Source organism: Vibrio sp. AH4, from assembly GCF_030710545.1.
Taxonomy (GTDB): domain Bacteria; phylum Pseudomonadota; class Gammaproteobacteria; order Enterobacterales; family Vibrionaceae; genus Vibrio; species Vibrio metoecus.
The window spans coordinates 2,765,778-2,782,874 of sequence record NZ_JALAIV010000001.1 but is presented as its reverse complement, the minus strand read 5'-3'; the positions used below and the strand labels follow the sequence as shown (position 1 = coordinate 2,782,874).

The 17,097-nt window shown below is 48.1% G+C and carries 15 protein-coding genes; 8 read left to right on the top strand and 7 right to left on the bottom strand.

The annotated features are described in order from the left end of the window. Positions 1–576 carry a PilZ domain-containing protein gene (locus MKA69_RS12745; RefSeq protein ID WP_000999600.1) on the bottom strand — a complete coding sequence of 192 codons (576 nt, stop codon included), beginning with the start codon at positions 574–576 and terminating at the stop codon, positions 1–3. Between the two features lie 175 nt (positions 577–751). Between MKA69_RS12745 and lolC the strand changes: the two genes are divergently transcribed. The 3 genes from lolC to lolE are packed head-to-tail and all read left to right on the top strand — an operon-like array spanning position 752 to position 3,884. Beyond that, on the top strand, positions 752–1,960 hold the full coding sequence (gene lolC / locus MKA69_RS12740; RefSeq protein WP_000468905.1) for a lipoprotein-releasing ABC transporter permease subunit LolC: 1,209 nt from the start codon (positions 752–754) through the stop codon (positions 1,958–1,960). Beyond that, entirely contained in the window at positions 1,953–2,639 is a 687-nt protein-coding gene (lolD, locus tag MKA69_RS12735) for a lipoprotein-releasing ABC transporter ATP-binding protein LolD (RefSeq protein ID WP_305848173.1), read from the top strand. The genes lolC and lolD overlap by 8 nt, the downstream gene beginning before the upstream one ends. Beyond that, positions 2,640–3,884 carry a lipoprotein-releasing ABC transporter permease subunit LolE gene (gene lolE, locus MKA69_RS12730; RefSeq protein WP_055030655.1) on the top strand — a complete coding sequence of 415 codons (1,245 nt, stop codon included), beginning with the start codon at positions 2,640–2,642 and terminating at the stop codon, positions 3,882–3,884. A gap of 154 nt (positions 3,885–4,038) precedes the next feature. Here the strand turns inward: lolE and MKA69_RS12725 are convergent, their stop codons facing one another. Then, a complete protein-coding gene (locus MKA69_RS12725) occupies positions 4,039–4,569 on the bottom strand; it encodes a DUF2062 domain-containing protein (RefSeq protein ID WP_009355280.1) in 531 nt (176 codons plus the stop codon). An 8-nt stretch (positions 4,570–4,577) separates the two neighbouring features. On the opposite strand from MKA69_RS12725, the gene MKA69_RS12720 reads away from it, so the two are divergent. The 5 genes from MKA69_RS12720 to kdsB are packed head-to-tail and all read left to right on the top strand — an operon-like array spanning position 4,578 to position 10,528. Beyond that, positions 4,578–6,821 carry a DNA internalization-related competence protein ComEC/Rec2 gene (locus MKA69_RS12720; RefSeq protein ID WP_305848172.1) on the top strand — a complete coding sequence of 748 codons (2,244 nt, stop codon included), beginning with the start codon at positions 4,578–4,580 and terminating at the stop codon, positions 6,819–6,821. 30 nt (positions 6,822–6,851) lie between these two features. Continuing rightward, positions 6,852–8,600, top strand: a complete 1,749-nt coding sequence (gene msbA / locus MKA69_RS12715; RefSeq protein WP_000052162.1) for a lipid A ABC transporter ATP-binding protein/permease MsbA — start codon at positions 6,852–6,854, stop codon at positions 8,598–8,600. Between the two features lie 2 nt (positions 8,601–8,602). Next, positions 8,603–9,610 (top strand): tetraacyldisaccharide 4'-kinase, encoded by a 1,008-nt coding sequence (gene lpxK / locus MKA69_RS12710; protein WP_305848171.1) that lies wholly within the window; start codon positions 8,603–8,605, stop codon positions 9,608–9,610. Beyond that, positions 9,591–9,770, top strand: coding sequence for a Trm112 family protein (locus MKA69_RS12705; RefSeq protein WP_000350067.1), 180 nt, complete (start codon positions 9,591–9,593; stop codon positions 9,768–9,770). Before lpxK ends, MKA69_RS12705 begins: the two co-directional genes overlap by 20 nt. Further along, positions 9,770–10,528 carry a 3-deoxy-manno-octulosonate cytidylyltransferase gene (kdsB, locus tag MKA69_RS12700; RefSeq protein WP_000011323.1) on the top strand — a complete coding sequence of 253 codons (759 nt, stop codon included), beginning with the start codon at positions 9,770–9,772 and terminating at the stop codon, positions 10,526–10,528. The genes MKA69_RS12705 and kdsB overlap by 1 nt, the downstream gene beginning before the upstream one ends. A gap of 93 nt (positions 10,529–10,621) precedes the next feature. Here the strand turns inward: kdsB and MKA69_RS12695 are convergent, their stop codons facing one another. The 5 genes from MKA69_RS12695 to MKA69_RS12675 all read right to left on the bottom strand — a co-directional run bounded on the left by MKA69_RS12695 (position 10,622) and on the right by MKA69_RS12675 (position 17,066). After that, positions 10,622–12,172: a SpoVR family protein gene (locus tag MKA69_RS12695; RefSeq protein ID WP_305848170.1), complete on the bottom strand. Its 1,551-nt coding sequence runs from the start codon at positions 12,170–12,172 to the stop codon at positions 10,622–10,624. Positions 12,173–12,184: 12 nt separating this feature from the next. Next, the gene (locus tag MKA69_RS12690) at positions 12,185–13,456 is read right to left on the bottom strand and encodes a YeaH/YhbH family protein (protein ID WP_000046687.1); all 1,272 of its coding nucleotides are present in this window, start codon (positions 13,454–13,456) and stop codon (positions 12,185–12,187) included. Between the two features lie 146 nt (positions 13,457–13,602). Further along, positions 13,603–15,537 (bottom strand): PrkA family serine protein kinase, encoded by a 1,935-nt coding sequence (locus MKA69_RS12685; protein WP_000021519.1) that lies wholly within the window; start codon positions 15,535–15,537, stop codon positions 13,603–13,605. A 242-nt stretch (positions 15,538–15,779) separates the two neighbouring features. Continuing rightward, positions 15,780–16,280 (bottom strand): YfbU family protein, encoded by a 501-nt coding sequence (locus MKA69_RS12680; protein WP_055030326.1) that lies wholly within the window; start codon positions 16,278–16,280, stop codon positions 15,780–15,782. Between the two features lie 120 nt (positions 16,281–16,400). Further along, on the bottom strand, positions 16,401–17,066 hold the full coding sequence (locus tag MKA69_RS12675) for an energy-coupling factor ABC transporter permease (RefSeq protein WP_055030653.1): 666 nt from the start codon (positions 17,064–17,066) through the stop codon (positions 16,401–16,403). Between the last annotated feature and the right edge of the window lie 31 nt (positions 17,067–17,097).

Below are 17,097 nucleotides of genomic sequence, written 5' to 3'. Positions count from 1 at the left end.
TCACGCTTGAGGTTTTTCTCGGTCTAGTGAGCGTTGACGCAGCAGGCGCTGCTGTTGATATAAGGCGGCTTTGATCAGTAAATCCTGATCCACATCGCGCAGCAGATCATACTTCAGTGTTACTAAGGTGTGTTCTGATTGTTGGCTACATTCGATGACGCTGGCGTAGCAGTATATGGCGGCCGCAGGGTATTCCAAAAACAGTTTAACACGGACTTTTTGCCCCAAAGCTAATGGTGATTTGGCCAGATAGGTCAACTGGCTTGCCCCAAAGCGGGTTGTCGCGCTGCGCGAGTGGGGATCGACTTGCTGGGACAACATAAAAGTCAAGAGCAGGTTGAGCTTTGAGTTTTGCGCTTCAAGCAATTGCAGGACACTTTTGAAATCACTGTTTTTCAGCTCCATGCGCGCGCTGTCACTGAGTTGCTCTAGCTGACTAAATTCGCTGGCGACCACAAAAGGCGCTGGGATCTCGGCTTCAAAAATCTCATGAGAAGGGAGGGTGAAAGGGTCCGCCAACGGCTCCACATTGATGGTTAGCGCGTGGTGAACAGTAAAGAATTCTTGGTCATTCATAGAGGGTTCCTTCTCACATCTGTGTTGATTATCGTCATAAGCAGTAACTAATCAAGGTATGTCCTTGTTATCGGTGTGAAATAAACGTCCTCTTACACAGATTTGGCAAAGAAAAGCTACAACCGCGGAGGGATTCTCGCTACATTAACGCCATTCTATTCCTATGGTTGGATTTATGTTTCATCCGATATCGGTTTTTATTGGTTTGCGCTATTTACGCGGTCGTTCTGGTGATCGTTTTAGCCGTTTTGTCTCTTATATGTCGACGGCAGGGATCACGATCGGCGTAATGTCTTTGGTGACCGTGTTATCGGTGATGAACGGTTTTGAGACACAACTGAAATCGCGCATTTTAGGCGTTTTGCCCCAAGCGGTGGTGACGCAAGATGTGGGTAAAACCGCCTTTGCCAATCAACCGCCAGCTTTCATCTCCGCACTGTCTACGCTACGCGCGCCTGAACCTTTGGTGCGCAGTGAGGCGGTAGTACAAAGTGCATCACAATTGGCAGCAGGGTTGTTGATTGGTATTGAACCGCAACAAAATGATCCGATTGAACAACACCTGATTGCTGGACATGTCACGGCTTTACAAGCGGGTGAATACCAACTTTTTCTCGGTCATTTATTGGCGCGCAGTCTCAATGTTACGGTGGGCGATAAAGTGCGTCTGATGGTGACAGAAGCGAGCCAATTCACTCCGTTAGGCCGCTTACCCAGTCAGCGTAACTTTACGGTGGCGGGCATTTTTAACACGGGGTCGGATGTGGATGGGCAACTGATGGTGACTCATCTGCGTGATGCCGCCAAATTACTGCGCTATGACGCACAGACAATTTCAGGTTGGCGACTGTTTTTTGATGACCCGTTTGTGGTCAGCACTCTGGCAAAGCAACCGTTACCAGACGGTTGGCAATGGAGCGACTGGCGTGAGCAACGCGGCGAATTGTTTCAAGCGGTGCGTATGGAAAAGAACATGATGGGATTAATGCTCGGTCTTATCGTGGGGGTTGCTGCGTTTAACATCATTTCGGCGTTGATCATGGTGGTGATGGAAAAGCAGGCCGAAGTGGCAATTTTGAAAACCCAAGGGATGCAGTCACAACAAGTGCTCGCCATTTTTATGGTGCAAGGCGCGAGTAGTGGGGTGATTGGCGCGCTAGTGGGCGGAGGTCTTGGTGTGCTGCTAGCCGCCAATCTCAATAGCCTGATGGAGGCGTTAGGGGTAGCCCTTTTCTCAGTGGGCGGGGCTTTGCCTGTGGTGATCGAGCCACTACAAATTGTTTTAGTTATTGTTCTTGCGATTGTTTTAAGCCTATTGGCAACGCTGTTCCCAGCCTATCGCGCATCTTCTGTTCAACCCGCTGAGGCGTTACGTTATGAATAACCTTTTACGTTGTCATGAGGTTTGCAAAACCTACCAAGAAGGTGAGTTGCAAACTCAGGTTCTTAAAGGGGTGAGCTTTGAGTTAAAGCGGAGTGAGTTGGTATCGATCATTGGCTCTTCTGGCTCAGGAAAAAGCACCCTACTGCATATCTTGGGAGCATTGGATGATGCCAGTGAAGGTCAGGTAGAGTTTCTTGGTCAGCCATTACATGCGCTGAGTTCCAATAAGCAAGCCAAAATTCGCAATCAGCACTTGGGATTTGTTTATCAGTTCCACCATCTGTTAGCGGATTTTTCGGCGTTAGAAAATGTCGCGATGCCTCTGTTGATTGGTGGAATGAATGTAGCAAAAGCGAAAGCGCAAGCCCAAAGCCTGCTTGAGCGAGTTGGCTTAGGTCATCGCTTAGTCCATCGCCCATCAGAGTTGTCTGGTGGTGAGCGGCAGCGTGTCGCCATTGCGCGCGCGTTAGTCAATAAACCCGATTTAGTGTTAGCCGATGAGCCAACGGGCAACCTTGATCATAAGACGGCATTGTCGATTTACGATTTGATGCGTGAGCTGAATCGAGAATCTGGCACGGCATTTTTAGTGGTGACCCATGATGGTGAGTTAGCCGCGAAAATGGATCGCCAGATGCACATGAAAGATGGGCTACTCACCGATATGACGGGGGCCTAAGTGTTTTCCTCTTTAGCTCTGTTTATTGGTGGGCGCTTTAGTCGCGCCAAGCAACGTAACAAGATGGTGTCATTTATCTCGCTTTCCTCGACGATTGGGATTGCTGTGGGCGTGGCGGTGATCATCATTGGTCTTTCGGCCATGAATGGCTTTGAACGTGAATTGCAATCGCGAGTGCTTTCGGTTATCCCGCATGGGGAATTTGAAGGTGTGCGTGGCCCTGTAGAGCGTTGGCCGGACTTAATGGCGCAAGCTGCCCGTCAACCAAACATTATCGCCGCAGCACCTTATGTGAAAATGACGGCGTTGGCAGAGAATGGCACCCAGCTCAAAGCGATTGAAATACGTGGTGTTGATCCGCAACGTGAACAAGCCGTATCTCGTTTATCGCAGTTTATTACCCCGCAAGCCTGGCAACATTTTAATCCTGGTGAACAGCAGGTGATTTTAGGCCAAGGGGTAGCCGATAAACTCAGTGTGCAGGTTGGGGATTTTATTACTCTGATGATCCCAAGTGCGACCAGTGGTGAAAAAGTACAAGCTCCGAAACGGGTACGTGTGAAAGTCAGTGGTTTATTGACACTTAATGGGCAAATTGATCACAGTTTGGCGTTACTGCCACTGGAAGATGCACAAAGCTACGCGAATTTGGGCAGTGGCGTGACAGGCATATCCGTGAAAGTGGCGGATGTTCTGCAAGCGACACAGATCGTACGTGAAGTGGGTAACCAGCTCAATGAATACGTCTATTTGCACAGTTGGCAGCAAAAGTATGGTTTTTTGTACCGCGATATTCAGATGGTTCGTACCATTATGTATCTGGTGATGGTGTTGGTCATTGGTGTGGCGAGCTTTAACATTGTGTCAACGCTGATGATGGCGGTGAAAGATCGTGCTGGTGAAATTGCGATCCTACGCACCATGGGGGCGACGGATGGTCTGATTAAACGCATTTTTGTTTGGCAAGGGGTGTTTTCTGGTGTTCTGGGCAGTATTGTCGGCAGCCTGTTTGGTGTGGTAGTTGCGTTAAATTTAACGCCGCTGATCAAAGGGTTGGAGAAACTGATCGGACATCAATTTTTGTCAGGCGATATCTACTTTGTGGATTTTCTTCCATCACAAGTCGAGTGGTTCGATGTGATGCTAGTTTCGGGCACGGCGATTATATTAAGTCTGCTTGCTACTTGGTATCCGGCGCGGCGTGCCAGTCGCCTGAATCCCGCTCAAGTGCTGAGTAGCAAGTAGCGTTGAGCATTTCGGAGAAACACACCGAGTGCTTACTCCGCATTCAATAAAAAAGGACCTTAGGGTCCTTTTTTCATCTTGAGTCAACATTGTTTGCAAAACGGCGAATGCAGTTGCTCGCAACTTGGTATCAACCGCTTGTCTGTACCGTGTGTTAAGGCTGATTCTCCGGCATCTTACTGGTGCGACGTTTTTGCCAACTGCGAACAACGGAATAGCGCCATAAACCACGAATGCCAAAATACCCAATCAGTGACGCTAACACCGCACAAACTGTGCAACCGAGCAAAAAGGGTGGACCAATGGTGCTCATTTGGTTGAGGAGAAATTCCCACGTCAGCTCAAAGTGGAACGATTGTGTGGGGGTGCCCATCAACCAAGCCCCAAGCTTATAGGTGAAATAGAAAATCACCGGCATGGTGATCGGATTGGTGATCCACACCAGTGCGATTGAAAGCGGTAAGTTAACCCCGAACAAAATAGCTAATCCGGCAGCCATAATCATCTGGCTCGGAAGTGGAACAAACGCCATAAATAAGCCGACAGCAAAAGCACCGGCGGCAGAGCGGCGATTTAGACACCAGAGATTTGGGTTGTACAGCACATTACCAAATACGCGCAGCGCTTTTTGGCGTTTGATCACTTCGTGGTCAGGCATAAACCGCTTAATAAATTTTCTTGGCATACGGGATTATGACTCTCTTGTCGAATTACTGGTCGCTTATCTCTTTTTCGATCACCTTGCTTTCTGCACCGTATTGGCCTTGGATGCCGACATGGGGCTGGGCTTGGTTTTGCCTTATCCTGATTGGCGTGCTCAGTTATTACCGAGCTTGCCGCAAACTCCTTGGCTTCGCGTTGGCCATATTCACTGTCGTGTGCCATGGCAACCTAATGCGAGATCAATCCAACATGCTCTCTCAAGCAGGCTCGGATAGTATCATAAAAGGTCAGGTTGACAGCTTTTTTACGCAAACTCGTTACGCATATGAGGGTTTAGTCTTGATTCATGAGGTGAATGGTCAAACCTTAAACAGACTGATGTGGCCTCGTGTACGCTTAACGGCTCCAGTAGCGTTAAAACCGAATGAGCAGTTCGAATTTACGGTTGTATTTAAGCCCATTGTGGGGCGTCTTAATGAAACGGGCTTTGATTTAGAAGCCCACTCTCTGACTCAATCGGTTCTTGCGCGAGCGGTTGTCAGCCCGAATACGACATACCAGATTGTGCCGCAACATAGCCTACGCTCCGCTTTACTGACGCAGCTTGAGTTACTCACCCAAAACAGCCCTTATCAAGGGTTGATATTAGCGCTGACGTTTGGTGAAAGAAAAGGGATTGGTGAACAAGAATGGCAAGCCTTGCGCAACAGCGGCTTAATTCACTTGGTGGCGATTTCTGGCTTGCATATTGGTATCGCTTTCAGTATTGGGTACTTGTTAGGCAAGGGGCTGATGCGTCTGCATGGCAAATTGTTGTGGTCTCCTTTCGTGGTGGGTGCATTATTAGCCGTGTTATACGCATGGCTCGCGGGGTTCACTATACCAACCCAGCGTGCGCTGATTATGTGCTTGCTGAATGTGGGATTGGTGATCTTGGGGTTTCCTCTTTCAGCATTAAAACGGATCCTGCTGACGTTGTGTGCGGTTTTAGTTTGGTCGCCCTTTGCATCGCTTTCAAACAGTTTTTGGATGTCATTTCTCGCCGTTGCGATTGTGTTGTATCAATTGGCCAATCAAGAGAAGCGTCAGGCTTGGTGGAAAGCGTTATTGTGGGCGCAACTGACTCTTGTCTGTTTAATGGCGCCAGTCACCGCATACTTTTTCGGTGGATTAAGCATGACGTCCGTGGTGTACAATTTACTGTTTATCCCTTGGTTCTCCGTGGTGATTGTTCCCGCTTTGTTTGTGGGTTTGTTTCTCAACGTGACGATGTCGTATTGGGCGACGCTTTATTGGCCTTGGGTGGACTGGACGTTCTATCCCCTCGATTGGGCGCTGCAGTTTGCGGATGTAGGATGGGTGGTGATACCGAAAACCGTACAAGGTTTCGTGGCTGCCTTAGTCGTGATCAGTTTGTTGTACCGAGTGATGAGCTTACGAGCTTGCATTTTGGCATGGTGTATTGCGGTGCTGTGGTGGTGGTTTCCTTCAGTCACCCCTCGGTGGCGCATGGATGTTTTGGATGTCGGGCACGGTTTAGCCATCGTGATTGAGCAAGATAAGCGCGCCATTATCTACGATACGGGGAGCAGTTGGTCGGGAGGCAGTTACGTAGAAAGTCTGATCGAGCCCATTTTGCAACAGCGGGGTATTCGCCGGCTCGATGGGTTGATTCTAAGTCACCTCGATAATGATCATGCCGGAGATTGGCAAAGTTTGGCCAAGCGTTGGCAACCGGAATGGATACGTGCAAGCCAAGTTGATGTGGCGTTTATGCCCTGTATGCGCGGTGAGCGCTGGCAATGGCAGTCATTAGATTTCCAAGTACTATGGCCTCCGAGGCTGGTGAATCGAGCCTACAATCAGCATTCGTGTGTGATTCGCATGACCGATCTCCAAACTAACCATTCCGTGTTGTTATCTGGGGATGTCACCGCCATGGGAGAATGGCTACTTGCTCGTGGAGGTGCGCTTTTATCGAGCGAAGTGATGATAGTGCCTCATCACGGCAGCAAAACTTCATCCACCGCTGAGTTTATTGCGAAAGTCGAACCACGGATGGCGATTGCTTCCCTCGCCAAAGATAACCGCTGGAATTTGCCTAATCCACAAGTGGTGGAGCGTTATCAAAGCCAGCAATCTGATTGGCTAGATACTGGTCACGCGGGACAAATCAGTCTGTTTTTCTATCCAGATCAGTTTGATTGGTTTACTCAGCGTGGAGTTGGCTGGGTGCCATGGTATAGGCAGATGCTGCGTAAAGGAGTAGAATGAGCGCAATTTTGTAATCAGAAAAGCCTTTCTATGTCACTTCACTCTGACGAAACTACTTGGCAGACTTTTAAACGTCTGTGGACTTATATCCGCTTATACAAGGCGGGCCTTACTGTTGCGGTTGTTGCGTTGATTATCAATGCTGTTGCCGATACATATATGATTTCTTTACTAAAACCTTTGTTAGATGAAGGTTTTGGTGAGGCAGAATCCAATTTCCTACGTATTTTGCCTTTCATGATTTTAGGCTTGATGTTTGTGCGCGGGTTAAGTGGATTTGCTTCTTCCTACTGTCTGAGCTGGGTTTCTGGCAATGTCGTGATGCAGATGCGTCGCCGTCTGTTTAATCACTTTATGCACATGCCAGTGCGCTTTTTTGACCAAGAATCCACTGGTGGGTTGTTATCACGCATTACTTACGACTCAGAACAAGTGGCGGGTGCCACTAGCCGTGCTTTGGTCAGTATTGTACGTGAAGGGGCGAGCATCGTTGGTTTACTGGTGCTGATGTTCTGGAACAGCTGGCAACTCTCGTTGGTATTGATTGTGGTTGCGCCCGTAGTTGCGTTTGCGATTGGTTTTGTTTCTAAGCGCTTTCGTAAAATCTCGCGCAATATGCAAACCACCATGGGGCATGTCACATCCTCAGCAGAGCAGATGCTCAAAGGTCACAAAGTGGTATTGAGCTATGGTGGCCAAGAGGTTGAGCGTAAACGCTTTGATCAAGTGAGCAACAACATGCGTCAACAAACCATGAAACTGGTTTCGGCGCAGTCTATCGCGGATCCCGTGATCCAAATGATTGCCTCACTGGCTCTGTTTGCTGTGCTGTTTTTAGCCAGCGTTGACTCGATTCGTGCCGAATTGACACCGGGGACTTTTACCGTGGTGTTCTCCGCTATGTTTGGCTTGATGCGTCCACTTAAAGCATTGACCAGCGTAACGTCGGAATTCCAACGCGGTATGGCGGCATGCCAAACTCTGTTCGGTTTGATGGATCTGGAAACTGAGCGTGACAACGGCAAGTACGAGGCCGATCGCGTCAAAGGTGAAGTGGAAGTGAAAGACGTGACTTTCACCTATCAAGGCAAAGAAAAGCCGGCGTTATCGCATGTCTCGTTCTCGATTCCGCAAGGGAAGACGGTCGCTCTGGTTGGCCGTTCTGGCTCTGGTAAATCGACCATCGCTAATCTGTTTACTCGTTTCTACGATGTTGATAGTGGGGCGATTTGTCTTGATGGACACGATGTGCGCGATTACAAGCTGACCAATTTGCGCCGTCATTTTGCGTTGGTTTCGCAAAACGTGCACCTGTTTAACGACTCTATCGCCAATAACATCGCTTATGCCGCCGAAGGTGAATACACGCGCGAGCAAATTGAGCAAGCCGCTCGCCAAGCGCATGCCATGGAATTTATTGAAAACATGCCGCAAGGTTTGGATACCGTGATTGGTGAGAACGGTACGAGTTTATCTGGCGGTCAACGTCAGCGTGTGGCGATTGCTCGTGCGTTGCTGCGTGATGCTCCAGTGCTGATCCTTGATGAGGCCACTTCAGCATTAGATACTGAATCTGAACGTGCGATCCAAGCGGCATTGAATGAGCTTCAGAAGAACAAAACGGTGCTGGTGATTGCGCACCGCTTGTCGACCATCGAGCAAGCCGATGAGATCCTTGTGGTCGATGAAGGTGAAATTATTGAGCGGGGCCGTCATGCTGACTTGTTGGCACAAGATGGCGCGTATGCTCAACTGCACCGCATCCAATTTGGTGAATAGTGGTGATAGAAAAGATTTGGTTTCACCGCCATCCGTTGGGTTATCTGTTATGGCCACTGTTGTGGCCATTCAGCTGGTTGTTTGGGGTAATTAGCCGCTCACGGCGCAAAGCATATCAAACGGGTGACAAACCCTCCTATAGAGCACCATTACCTGTCGTGGTGGTAGGCAACATTACTGCAGGTGGCAATGGTAAAACGCCGGTTGTGGTTTGGTTGGTGGAAACACTGCAAGCCCTCGGCTATTGCCCTGGGGTGGTATCACGCGGCTATGGAGCTAAAGCGCCAAGCTATCCCTTAGTCGTCAGTGAGCAAACGCCTGCGGAACATTGCGGTGACGAACCGAAGCTGATTTTTCAACGCACGAAAGCACCTGTGGCCGTCGATCCTGTGCGCAGCCATGCGGTAAAAGCGCTGCTTGAGCACGGCGTTAACATTGTGGTTACCGACGATGGTTTGCAGCATTATGCGCTGCAACGAGATATCGAAATCGCGGTAGTAGATGGCGCACGCCGTTTTGGTAACCAACAGTTGATCCCGCTAGGTCCTCTGCGTGAGCCGATCAGTCGGTTAGATGAAGTTGATTTCATTATCACCAATGGTGGCATAGCAGAGTGCAATGAAATCGCGATGCATCTTCAACCCGCTGAGGCGATTAATTTGCACACGGGTGAGCGCTGTGCAGTGAGCAAGCTGACTCGCGTATGCGCGATGGCTGGAATTGGTCACCCTTCCCGTTTTTTTAATACCTTGCGTGAGCTCAATGCAGATTTAGTTCATTGCCAAGGGTTTGCCGATCATCAAGCCTTTGATGCAGCTCAGTTGAATCAACTGGCGCAGCAGGGCGAACATCTGATCATGACAGAAAAAGACGCCGTAAAATGCGCTGAATTTGCCCAGCCCAATTGGTGGTATTTGCCCGTTTCGGCTCAATTTGCTCCAGAAGCGGAGCAGCGTATTGTGGACAAAATTAAAGAGGTAATGGAACAGTATGGATCACCGTCTGCTTGAAATCGTCGCTTGCCCAGTGTGTAAAGGTAAGCTGACTTACGATAAAGATCGCCAAGAGCTGATTTGTAAACTAGATCGTTTGGCGTATCCAATTAAAGAAGGCATTCCCGTGCTTTTAGAGCCGGAAGCTCGCAGCATGAATATGGATGAGGGACGCTAATGTCATTTACTGTCGTGATCCCTGCGCGTTACCAATCCACGCGCTTACCGGGTAAGCCTCTGGCGGACATCGGTGGTAAACCCATGATCCAATGGGTATATGAACAAGCCATGCAAGCCGGTGCTGACCACGTAATTATTGCAACCGATGATGAGCGTGTAGAGCAAGCGGTTCACGCCTTTGGCGGTGTGGTGTGCATGACTTCGTCTGATCATCAATCTGGCACAGAACGTCTGGCGGAAGTGGTGGAGAAAATGGCGATTCCTGCTGATCACATCGTGGTGAATGTGCAAGGTGACGAGCCGTTGATTCCGCCGACAATTATTCGCCAAGTGGCGGATAACTTGGCCGCATGCAGTGCGCCGATGGCGACTTTAGCGGTGGAAATTAAAGATGAAGCCGAAGTGTTTAACCCGAATGCGGTGAAAGTGATCACCGATAAAAACGGTTACGCACTGTACTTCAGCCGCGCCACGATTCCTTGGGATCGAGATAACTTCGCTAAAGCCGATAAGTCTATCGCTCAGCCACTGCTGCGCCATATCGGTATTTATGCTTACCGTGCAGGGTTCATCAACACTTATCTGCATTGGCAACCAAGTCAGCTTGAAAAAATTGAATGCTTAGAACAGCTGCGTGTTCTGTGGCATGGTGAAAAAATCCATGTCGCGGTCGCGTTAGAAGCGCCACCAGCAGGGGTGGATACGCCTGAAGATTTGGAAATGGTGCGCCGCATTGTTACTGAACGTGCACGCTAATTTTTAAATTAAAATTCGTTAAGCAAATCAGAAAAAAGCTCCTGTGAAGGAGCTTTTTTATTAAGTGTTAGGAATGTTGTATTGCAGCCCAAATTAAATTCGGCTTTCAAAATCGCTCTTTTTTGGGCAGGTTGCGAGGATCTCTCTTCTTCCTGTGTCTTTGACCTCCTCCAGTTTGACTTCAAAACCCCATAGACGGTGCATGTGTTTCAACACCTCTTCGTAGCTTGGATCTAACGGAATGCGATCGTGTGGAACATACTGCAACGTCAATGAGCGATCGCCTCGAACATCGACGTTATACACTTGAATATTGGGTTCAAGGTTACTGAGATTGTATTGTGCCGCGAGTTTTTCGCGGATTTGTTGATAACCGAGGTCATCGTGAATAGCACTGATTTCGATGTGATTTTTTCTATAATCATCGCAAATGGCAAACAGCTTAAAATCGCGAATGAGTTTAGGGGATAGGTACTGGCTGATAAAACTTTCATCTTTAAAGTTACGCATCGCAAAGTGAAGGGCATCCAACCAGTTAGATCCCGCGAGCTCAGGAAACCACTCTTTATCCTCCTCAGTCGGCTCTTCACAGATCCGTTTGATATCACGGAACATGGCAAACCCAAGCGCATAAGGGTTGATACCACTGAAATAACGGCTGTTGTAGGGCGGTTGCGCCACAACGCTAGTGTGGCTGTGCAGAAACTCCAGCATGAATTTGTCGCTGATTAATCCCTCATCATAAAGATGATTAAGAATGGTGTAGTGCCAGAAGGTGGCCCATCCTTCGTTCATGACTTGGGTCTGTTTCTGCGGATAAAAATATTGGCTGATTTTACGTACAATGCGCACGATTTCGCGCTGCCAAGGTTCCAGAAGGGGAGCGTGTTTCTCAATAAAGTAGAGGATGTTCTCTTGCGGTTCGCTCGGGAAACGGCGATGTTTTTCCTGCTCAACCGCTTTTTTCGGCACAGTACGCCACAAGGCATTCACTTGAGATTGCAGATAGGCTTCGCGCTCTTCTTGGCGCGCTTTCTCTTCGGCAATCGAGATCTTTTCTGGCCGTTTATAACGGTCAACCCCGTAATTCATTAAGGCATGGCAGGAGTCGAGTAGCTTTTCGACTTCATTCACGCCAAATTTTTGCTCACACTCGGCAATGTAGTTTTTGGCAAACAGCAGGTAATCGATGATCGAGCTGGCATCCGTCCAGGTTTGGAACAGATAGTTACCTTTGAAAAAGGAGTTGTGGCCGTAACAGGCATGTGCCATCACGAGGGCTTGCATGGTTACGGTGTTTTCTTCCATCAGATAGGCGATACAAGGATCGGAGTTAATGACAATCTCATACGCTAACCCCATCTGACCGTGTTTGTAGGTTTGCTCGGTTTGGATGAATTTTTTGCCAAACGACCAATGGTTGTAGTTGATGGGCATGCCGATGCTGGAATAGGCATCCATCATCTGCTCTGAGGTGATGATTTCAATCTGGTTTGGGTAAGTATCCAAACGATAAAACTCAGCAACTCGGCGAATCTCTTGGTGATAGTGTTCGATCAGCTCAAATGTCCAATCTGGGCCATCGGGCAGTCGCTTGTTTTGGGCAGCTTTACGCTTGGGTGCGGCTTTGGCTTTGGTTGTCATCTCTCAGTCTCCCTACGCATTTTCCTTTTGGAACAGCTCCCTAAACACAGGGAAAATGTCTTCGACACTGCGAATGTTCTTCATCGCGAAGTTATCGAAGGATGCCTGTAATTTTTCATATTCGTGCCACAAGGTTTGGTGTGAGCGACGCGTGATTTCGATATAGGCATAGTATTGGCAATAGGGCAGCAGCTTGTTGGAGAGTAACTCTTTGCAGCGCGGTGAATCGTCTGCCCAGTTATCACCATCAGAAGCTTGCGCGCCATAAATATTCCATTCACCCAGTGGGAAACGTGCTTCAATGATTTCATGCATCAGCTTAAGTGCACTGGACACTATGGTGCCGCCCGTTTCTTGCGAGTAGAAGAAGTCGTGTTCATTCACCTCTTTGGCTTGCGTATGATGGCGTATAAACACCACTTCTACGTTTTCATAGGTGCGAGTGAGGAACAGGTAAAGCAGAACATAAAAGCGTTTCGCAATATCCTTGGTCGCCTGATCCATCGAGCCTGATACGTCCATTAGGCAGAACATCACTGCTTGACTGGACGGAATAGGGCGCTTTTCGTAGTTTTTGAAGCGCAAATCAAAGGTGTCGATAAAAGGCACGCTATCAATTTTATTGCGCAGCTCTTCAATCTCTTGCTTGATGCGCATCTCTTCCATGATTTGGGGTGGTTCGCTGCGCTGAATGCGTTCGAGTTCTTCTTCCAACTCACTCATTAAACGGCGTTTACCAGCAGTCATCGCCGTACGGCGTGCTAAGGATTGTTGCAGTGAGCGCACTACAGAAATGTTGGAGGGTACACCCGAGGTTTGGAAACCTGCGCGATGGGTTTTCCATTCGGTGATTTTGTTAACTTGGTTTTTCTTGAGATTCGGCAGTGCTAAATCTTCAAACAAAATATCGAGGTATTCGTCTTTGGAAATTTGGAATACGAAATCATCGCTGCCTTCACCATCGGCACTGGCCTCGCCTTCACCTGAGCCGCCACTGCCTTGACCACCTTTGGGGCGATCGATTTTATCGCCACGAATAAACTGGTCATTGCCCGGATGCACACGTTCACGCACGCCACCTTTGCCTTGATGAAACATCGGCTCTTTAATGTCGCGAGTTGGAATCGAGACATCTTCACCAGATTCCGTATTAGTGATTGAGCGGCGGTTAACGGCATCCGCAACCGACTCTTTAATCTGCTCTTTGTAACGGCGTAAAAAGCGTTGTCGGTTGACGGTGCTTTTGTTTTTGCCGTTTAGCCTTCTGTCGATAAATTGCGCCATGAGCCTCTCCCTAATGACATCACCTCAAACTCGAACGCGAGTTTGTTGAGGGGGTGACCTACAGCCCAACAGTTATTCTGTGGGTGGTAGGTAACACCGCAGGTGGCGGTAGTTGCACTACCGCCGACCATTACACGGCATACACACTATGAGGATTTACGTACTCGCAAATACCACTCAGACAGCAAGCGGACTTGTTTTTCGGTATAGCCTTTTTCCATCATACGAGCGACGAAGTCATCGTGTTTCTTCTGATCGTCGGATGAGGTTTTCGCGTTAAAGGAGATGACCGGAAGCAGATCTTCAGTATTGGAGAACATCTTTTTCTCGATCACAGTGCGCAATTTCTCGTAGCTGGTCCATACAGGGTTTTGGCCATTGTTGTTGGCACGAGCACGCAGTACGAAGTTAACAATTTCATTACGGAAATCTTTTGGATTGCTGATCCCCGCGGTTTTCTCAATTTTCTCCAGTTCACTGTTGAGTGCTGAACGGTCAAACAGTTGGCCTGTCTCTGGGTCACGGTATTCTTGATCTTGAATCCAGAAGTCGGCGTAGGTGACGTAGCGGTCGAAAATGTTCTGACCGTACTCAGAGTAAGACTCTAGGTAAGCGGTTTGGATCTCTTTGCCAATGAATTCGACATAGCGCGGGATTAAATAGCCTTTGAGGAACTCATTGTAGCGATCCGCCGTTTCTTGTGGGAACTGCTCACGCTCGACTTGCTGTTCGATAACGTAGAACAGATGCACTGGGTTCGCGGCAACTTCTGAGTGATCGAAGTTAAACACGCGAGACAGGATTTTGAACGCGAAACGGGTGGAAAGCCCAGACATGCCTTCATCAACCCCGGCGTAGTCACGGTATTCCTGATAGCTTTTGGCTTTCGGATCGGTGTCTTTCAGCGTTTCACCATCATAGACACGCATTTTTGAAAACAGGGAAGAGTTCTCTGGCACTTTTAGGCGTGACAGCACGCTAAATTGTGCCAGTAGTTCGAGTGTGCTTGGAGCACAAGGTGCTTTGGATAGCTCACTGTGATCCAACAGTTTTTGGTAGATTTTGACTTCACCAGAAACACGCAGACAGTAAGGCACTTTGACAATATAAACCCGGTCTAGGAACGCTTCGTTGTTCTTGTTGTTACGGAAAGTTTGCCACTCGGATTCGTTCGAGTGGGCGAGGATCATGCCATCAAACGGTAACGCAGAAAGCCCTTCAGTACCGTTATAGTTACCTTCTTGGGTCGCGGTTAGTAGTGGGTGTAGCACTTTAATCGGTGCTTTGAACATTTCCACGAATTCCATCAAACCTTGGTTGGCGCGGCACAGCGCGCCGGAGTAGCTGTAGGCATCTGGGTCATCTTGTGAAAAATGTTCGAGTTTACGTATGTCGACTTTACCGACCAGAGAGGAAATATCTTGGTTGTTCTCATCGCCCGGTTCGGTTTTGGCTACCGCGATTTGATCCAGAATGGATGGTCGCACTTTCACCACTTTGAACTTGGTAATATCACCACCAAATTCATGCAGGCGTTTAGCTGCCCAAGGGGACATGATGGAGCGTAAGTAACGACGATCAATGCCGTATTCTTGTTTGAGCAATTCACCATCTTCATTGACATCGAATAGGCAGAAGGGGTGATCGTTCACTGGGCTGCGTTGACCATTGGCCGACAATACATAAATCGGCATTTGTTGCATCAAAGCTTTGAGCTTTTCCGCCAGTGATGATTTACCGCCGCCCACAGGGCCGAGTAAATAGAGAATCTGCTTGCGCTCTTCCAAACCTTGTGCGGCATGTTTGAGGTAAGCGACGATCTGTTCTATGGCTTCTTCCATGCCATAAAAATCTTCGAAGGTTTTATAACGAGCAATCACTCGGTTGGAAAAAATACGGCTAAGGCGCGAGTGCTTGGATGTATCAATCATCTCGGGTTCGCCAATGGCCAGCAATAAGCGCTCCGCGGCATTGGCATAAGCACTTTTGTTTTCTTTACACAGAGCCAGAAAGTCCTGAATGGACAGCTCTTCATCCTTGGCGGCTTCATAGCGTGCCTGAAAGTGTTCAAAAATACTCATAGTTGTTTCCCCTTTGAAAATGTCATGACGACATACAACCGCTGTATACAAATCCCTAACAATTTAAGCCTAGTCTGTAATCTACTCTTTTGCTTAAGAATTATGGTTTTATTTCAAAATCGTGATTTCGAATGAGTCAGATAGTTGGGATGGCGAAGAGCAGTCTGTATGGTGGGAAAAGAGCCAAATAAAAAGCTGGCATTAAAGCCAGCTTAAGAGAATAAAAGGGATGAAAAAGCGAATTAAGCGTTCATGATTTGGCGCAATTCATTGGCCGACAGATGGTACTGACGTGGGCAATTGCGCCAAGTGGTCAGCATGCGGCGGTACTTCACCAACATTGGCATTTGGCTGTTGAAATGGTGCTCGCCCTTATCAAATTGTGGGTAGAGGCCTTCAGAGTCGACTAAGAAGCGTACGTAGTTCACCAATTGTGCTTCGGTGGCCATATCGAAACCAAGGAAAGTCAAACGGCGTTGGTCAACATCTTTGCGCGCCGCGTCATCCAACATGCGATTGGATTCTTGCATCGCGTGGTACATCTCCATAATGTCGATGATTTCACGGCATTCCGTTTCAGGCAGGCAGCCAAACTCGCGGTTCAGTTCACGCATTTGTAGCTCGTAGCCGCGCTCAACAATCGTTTGCAAGCGCTTGTATTTATTTGCGTTGTTTGGGTCAAGTTGCGACATAAGGAAATATTGGTTCGATAAGATCAAACGCTGAGCGTTGGTCATTTCCATGTAAAGCCTCACTTCAAATCAGAGTTATTATTTTGCTGATTTAAGGTTAACAGCATTGGTACAGAGTGAAACATGATCTCAACACGGTTTTAATAGTGAAAGCACAAAAAAACAGCATACTTAATGGCGATGATAGTGGTTATACAAATAATCACGATCGGAAAATACGCGCAGCCACTCGGGGCGGAACACCGCCAAAATGGCGAGTGCCATGCCATTGAGTAGACCTTCAGGAAAGGCAAGTAGAGGGATAAAAATCAGGTAGTTATCCATGATCGTTTTCCAATCATAAGTCCCCATTTCCCAAACATACAGCGAGTTTAGCAACAGATGCAAACTGCCGGTAACGCCGGCATTAAAAAAGCCAGCCACAAAAATAAATACGAAGATGTTTCTCGGTAGGTAGTGATAGCTTAAGGCAAATACCGAGTAACTGATCAATATAGGCAGCAAGCTAGAAAGCAGCAGATACTCTGGCAAAGCGGCGAGGCTTATTTTGCCAAACAATGCTAGGGCAGCGGTGATAGGGATAGTGATAATAAACGCACTGCGCCAACCGTACATCATGGTCAATGTGGTTAAGGCGAGAAAATGAATGGTGAGCCCTTCTTTAACACTGGCTTGTGCTGACCAGAGTAGAAATAGCCCCAACATCACAAAGTAGGTGAGATGTTGGAAAGTTCTATCATCACGAAATTTTGGCCACAGTGCGTGCTGGCTATCTTTTTTCACCAAAAGTAAAACGGCAAAAATAATAATGGTTGAAGCGAGCTGTGCTAATTCCAATCGAGTTACCTAAAAAAATACCAACCGAAGT

What these genes read in the sequence shown, in the direction of transcription:
- MKA69_RS12745 (WP_000999600.1), bottom strand. Translation starts at nt 576, where the DNA reads ATGAATGACCAAGAATTCTTTACTGTTCACCACGCGCTAACCATCAAT.
- lolC (WP_000468905.1), top strand. Translation starts at nt 752, where the DNA reads ATGTTTCATCCGATATCGGTTTTTATTGGTTTGCGCTATTTACGCGGT.
- lolD (WP_305848173.1), top strand. Translation starts at nt 1,953, where the DNA reads ATGAATAACCTTTTACGTTGTCATGAGGTTTGCAAAACCTACCAAGAA.
- MKA69_RS12725 (WP_009355280.1), bottom strand. Translation starts at nt 4,569, where the DNA reads ATGCCAAGAAAATTTATTAAGCGGTTTATGCCTGACCACGAAGTGATC.
- MKA69_RS12720 (WP_305848172.1), top strand. Translation starts at nt 4,578, where the DNA reads ATGACTCTCTTGTCGAATTACTGGTCGCTTATCTCTTTTTCGATCACC.
- msbA (WP_000052162.1), top strand. Translation starts at nt 6,852, where the DNA reads ATGTCACTTCACTCTGACGAAACTACTTGGCAGACTTTTAAACGTCTG.
- MKA69_RS12705 (WP_000350067.1), top strand. Translation starts at nt 9,591, where the DNA reads ATGGATCACCGTCTGCTTGAAATCGTCGCTTGCCCAGTGTGTAAAGGT.
- kdsB (WP_000011323.1), top strand. Translation starts at nt 9,770, where the DNA reads ATGTCATTTACTGTCGTGATCCCTGCGCGTTACCAATCCACGCGCTTA.
- MKA69_RS12695 (WP_305848170.1), bottom strand. Translation starts at nt 12,172, where the DNA reads ATGACAACCAAAGCCAAAGCCGCACCCAAGCGTAAAGCTGCCCAAAAC.
- MKA69_RS12690 (WP_000046687.1), bottom strand. Translation starts at nt 13,456, where the DNA reads ATGGCGCAATTTATCGACAGAAGGCTAAACGGCAAAAACAAAAGCACC.
- MKA69_RS12685 (WP_000021519.1), bottom strand. Translation starts at nt 15,537, where the DNA reads ATGAGTATTTTTGAACACTTTCAGGCACGCTATGAAGCCGCCAAGGAT.
- MKA69_RS12680 (WP_055030326.1), bottom strand. Translation starts at nt 16,280, where the DNA reads ATGGAAATGACCAACGCTCAGCGTTTGATCTTATCGAACCAATATTTC.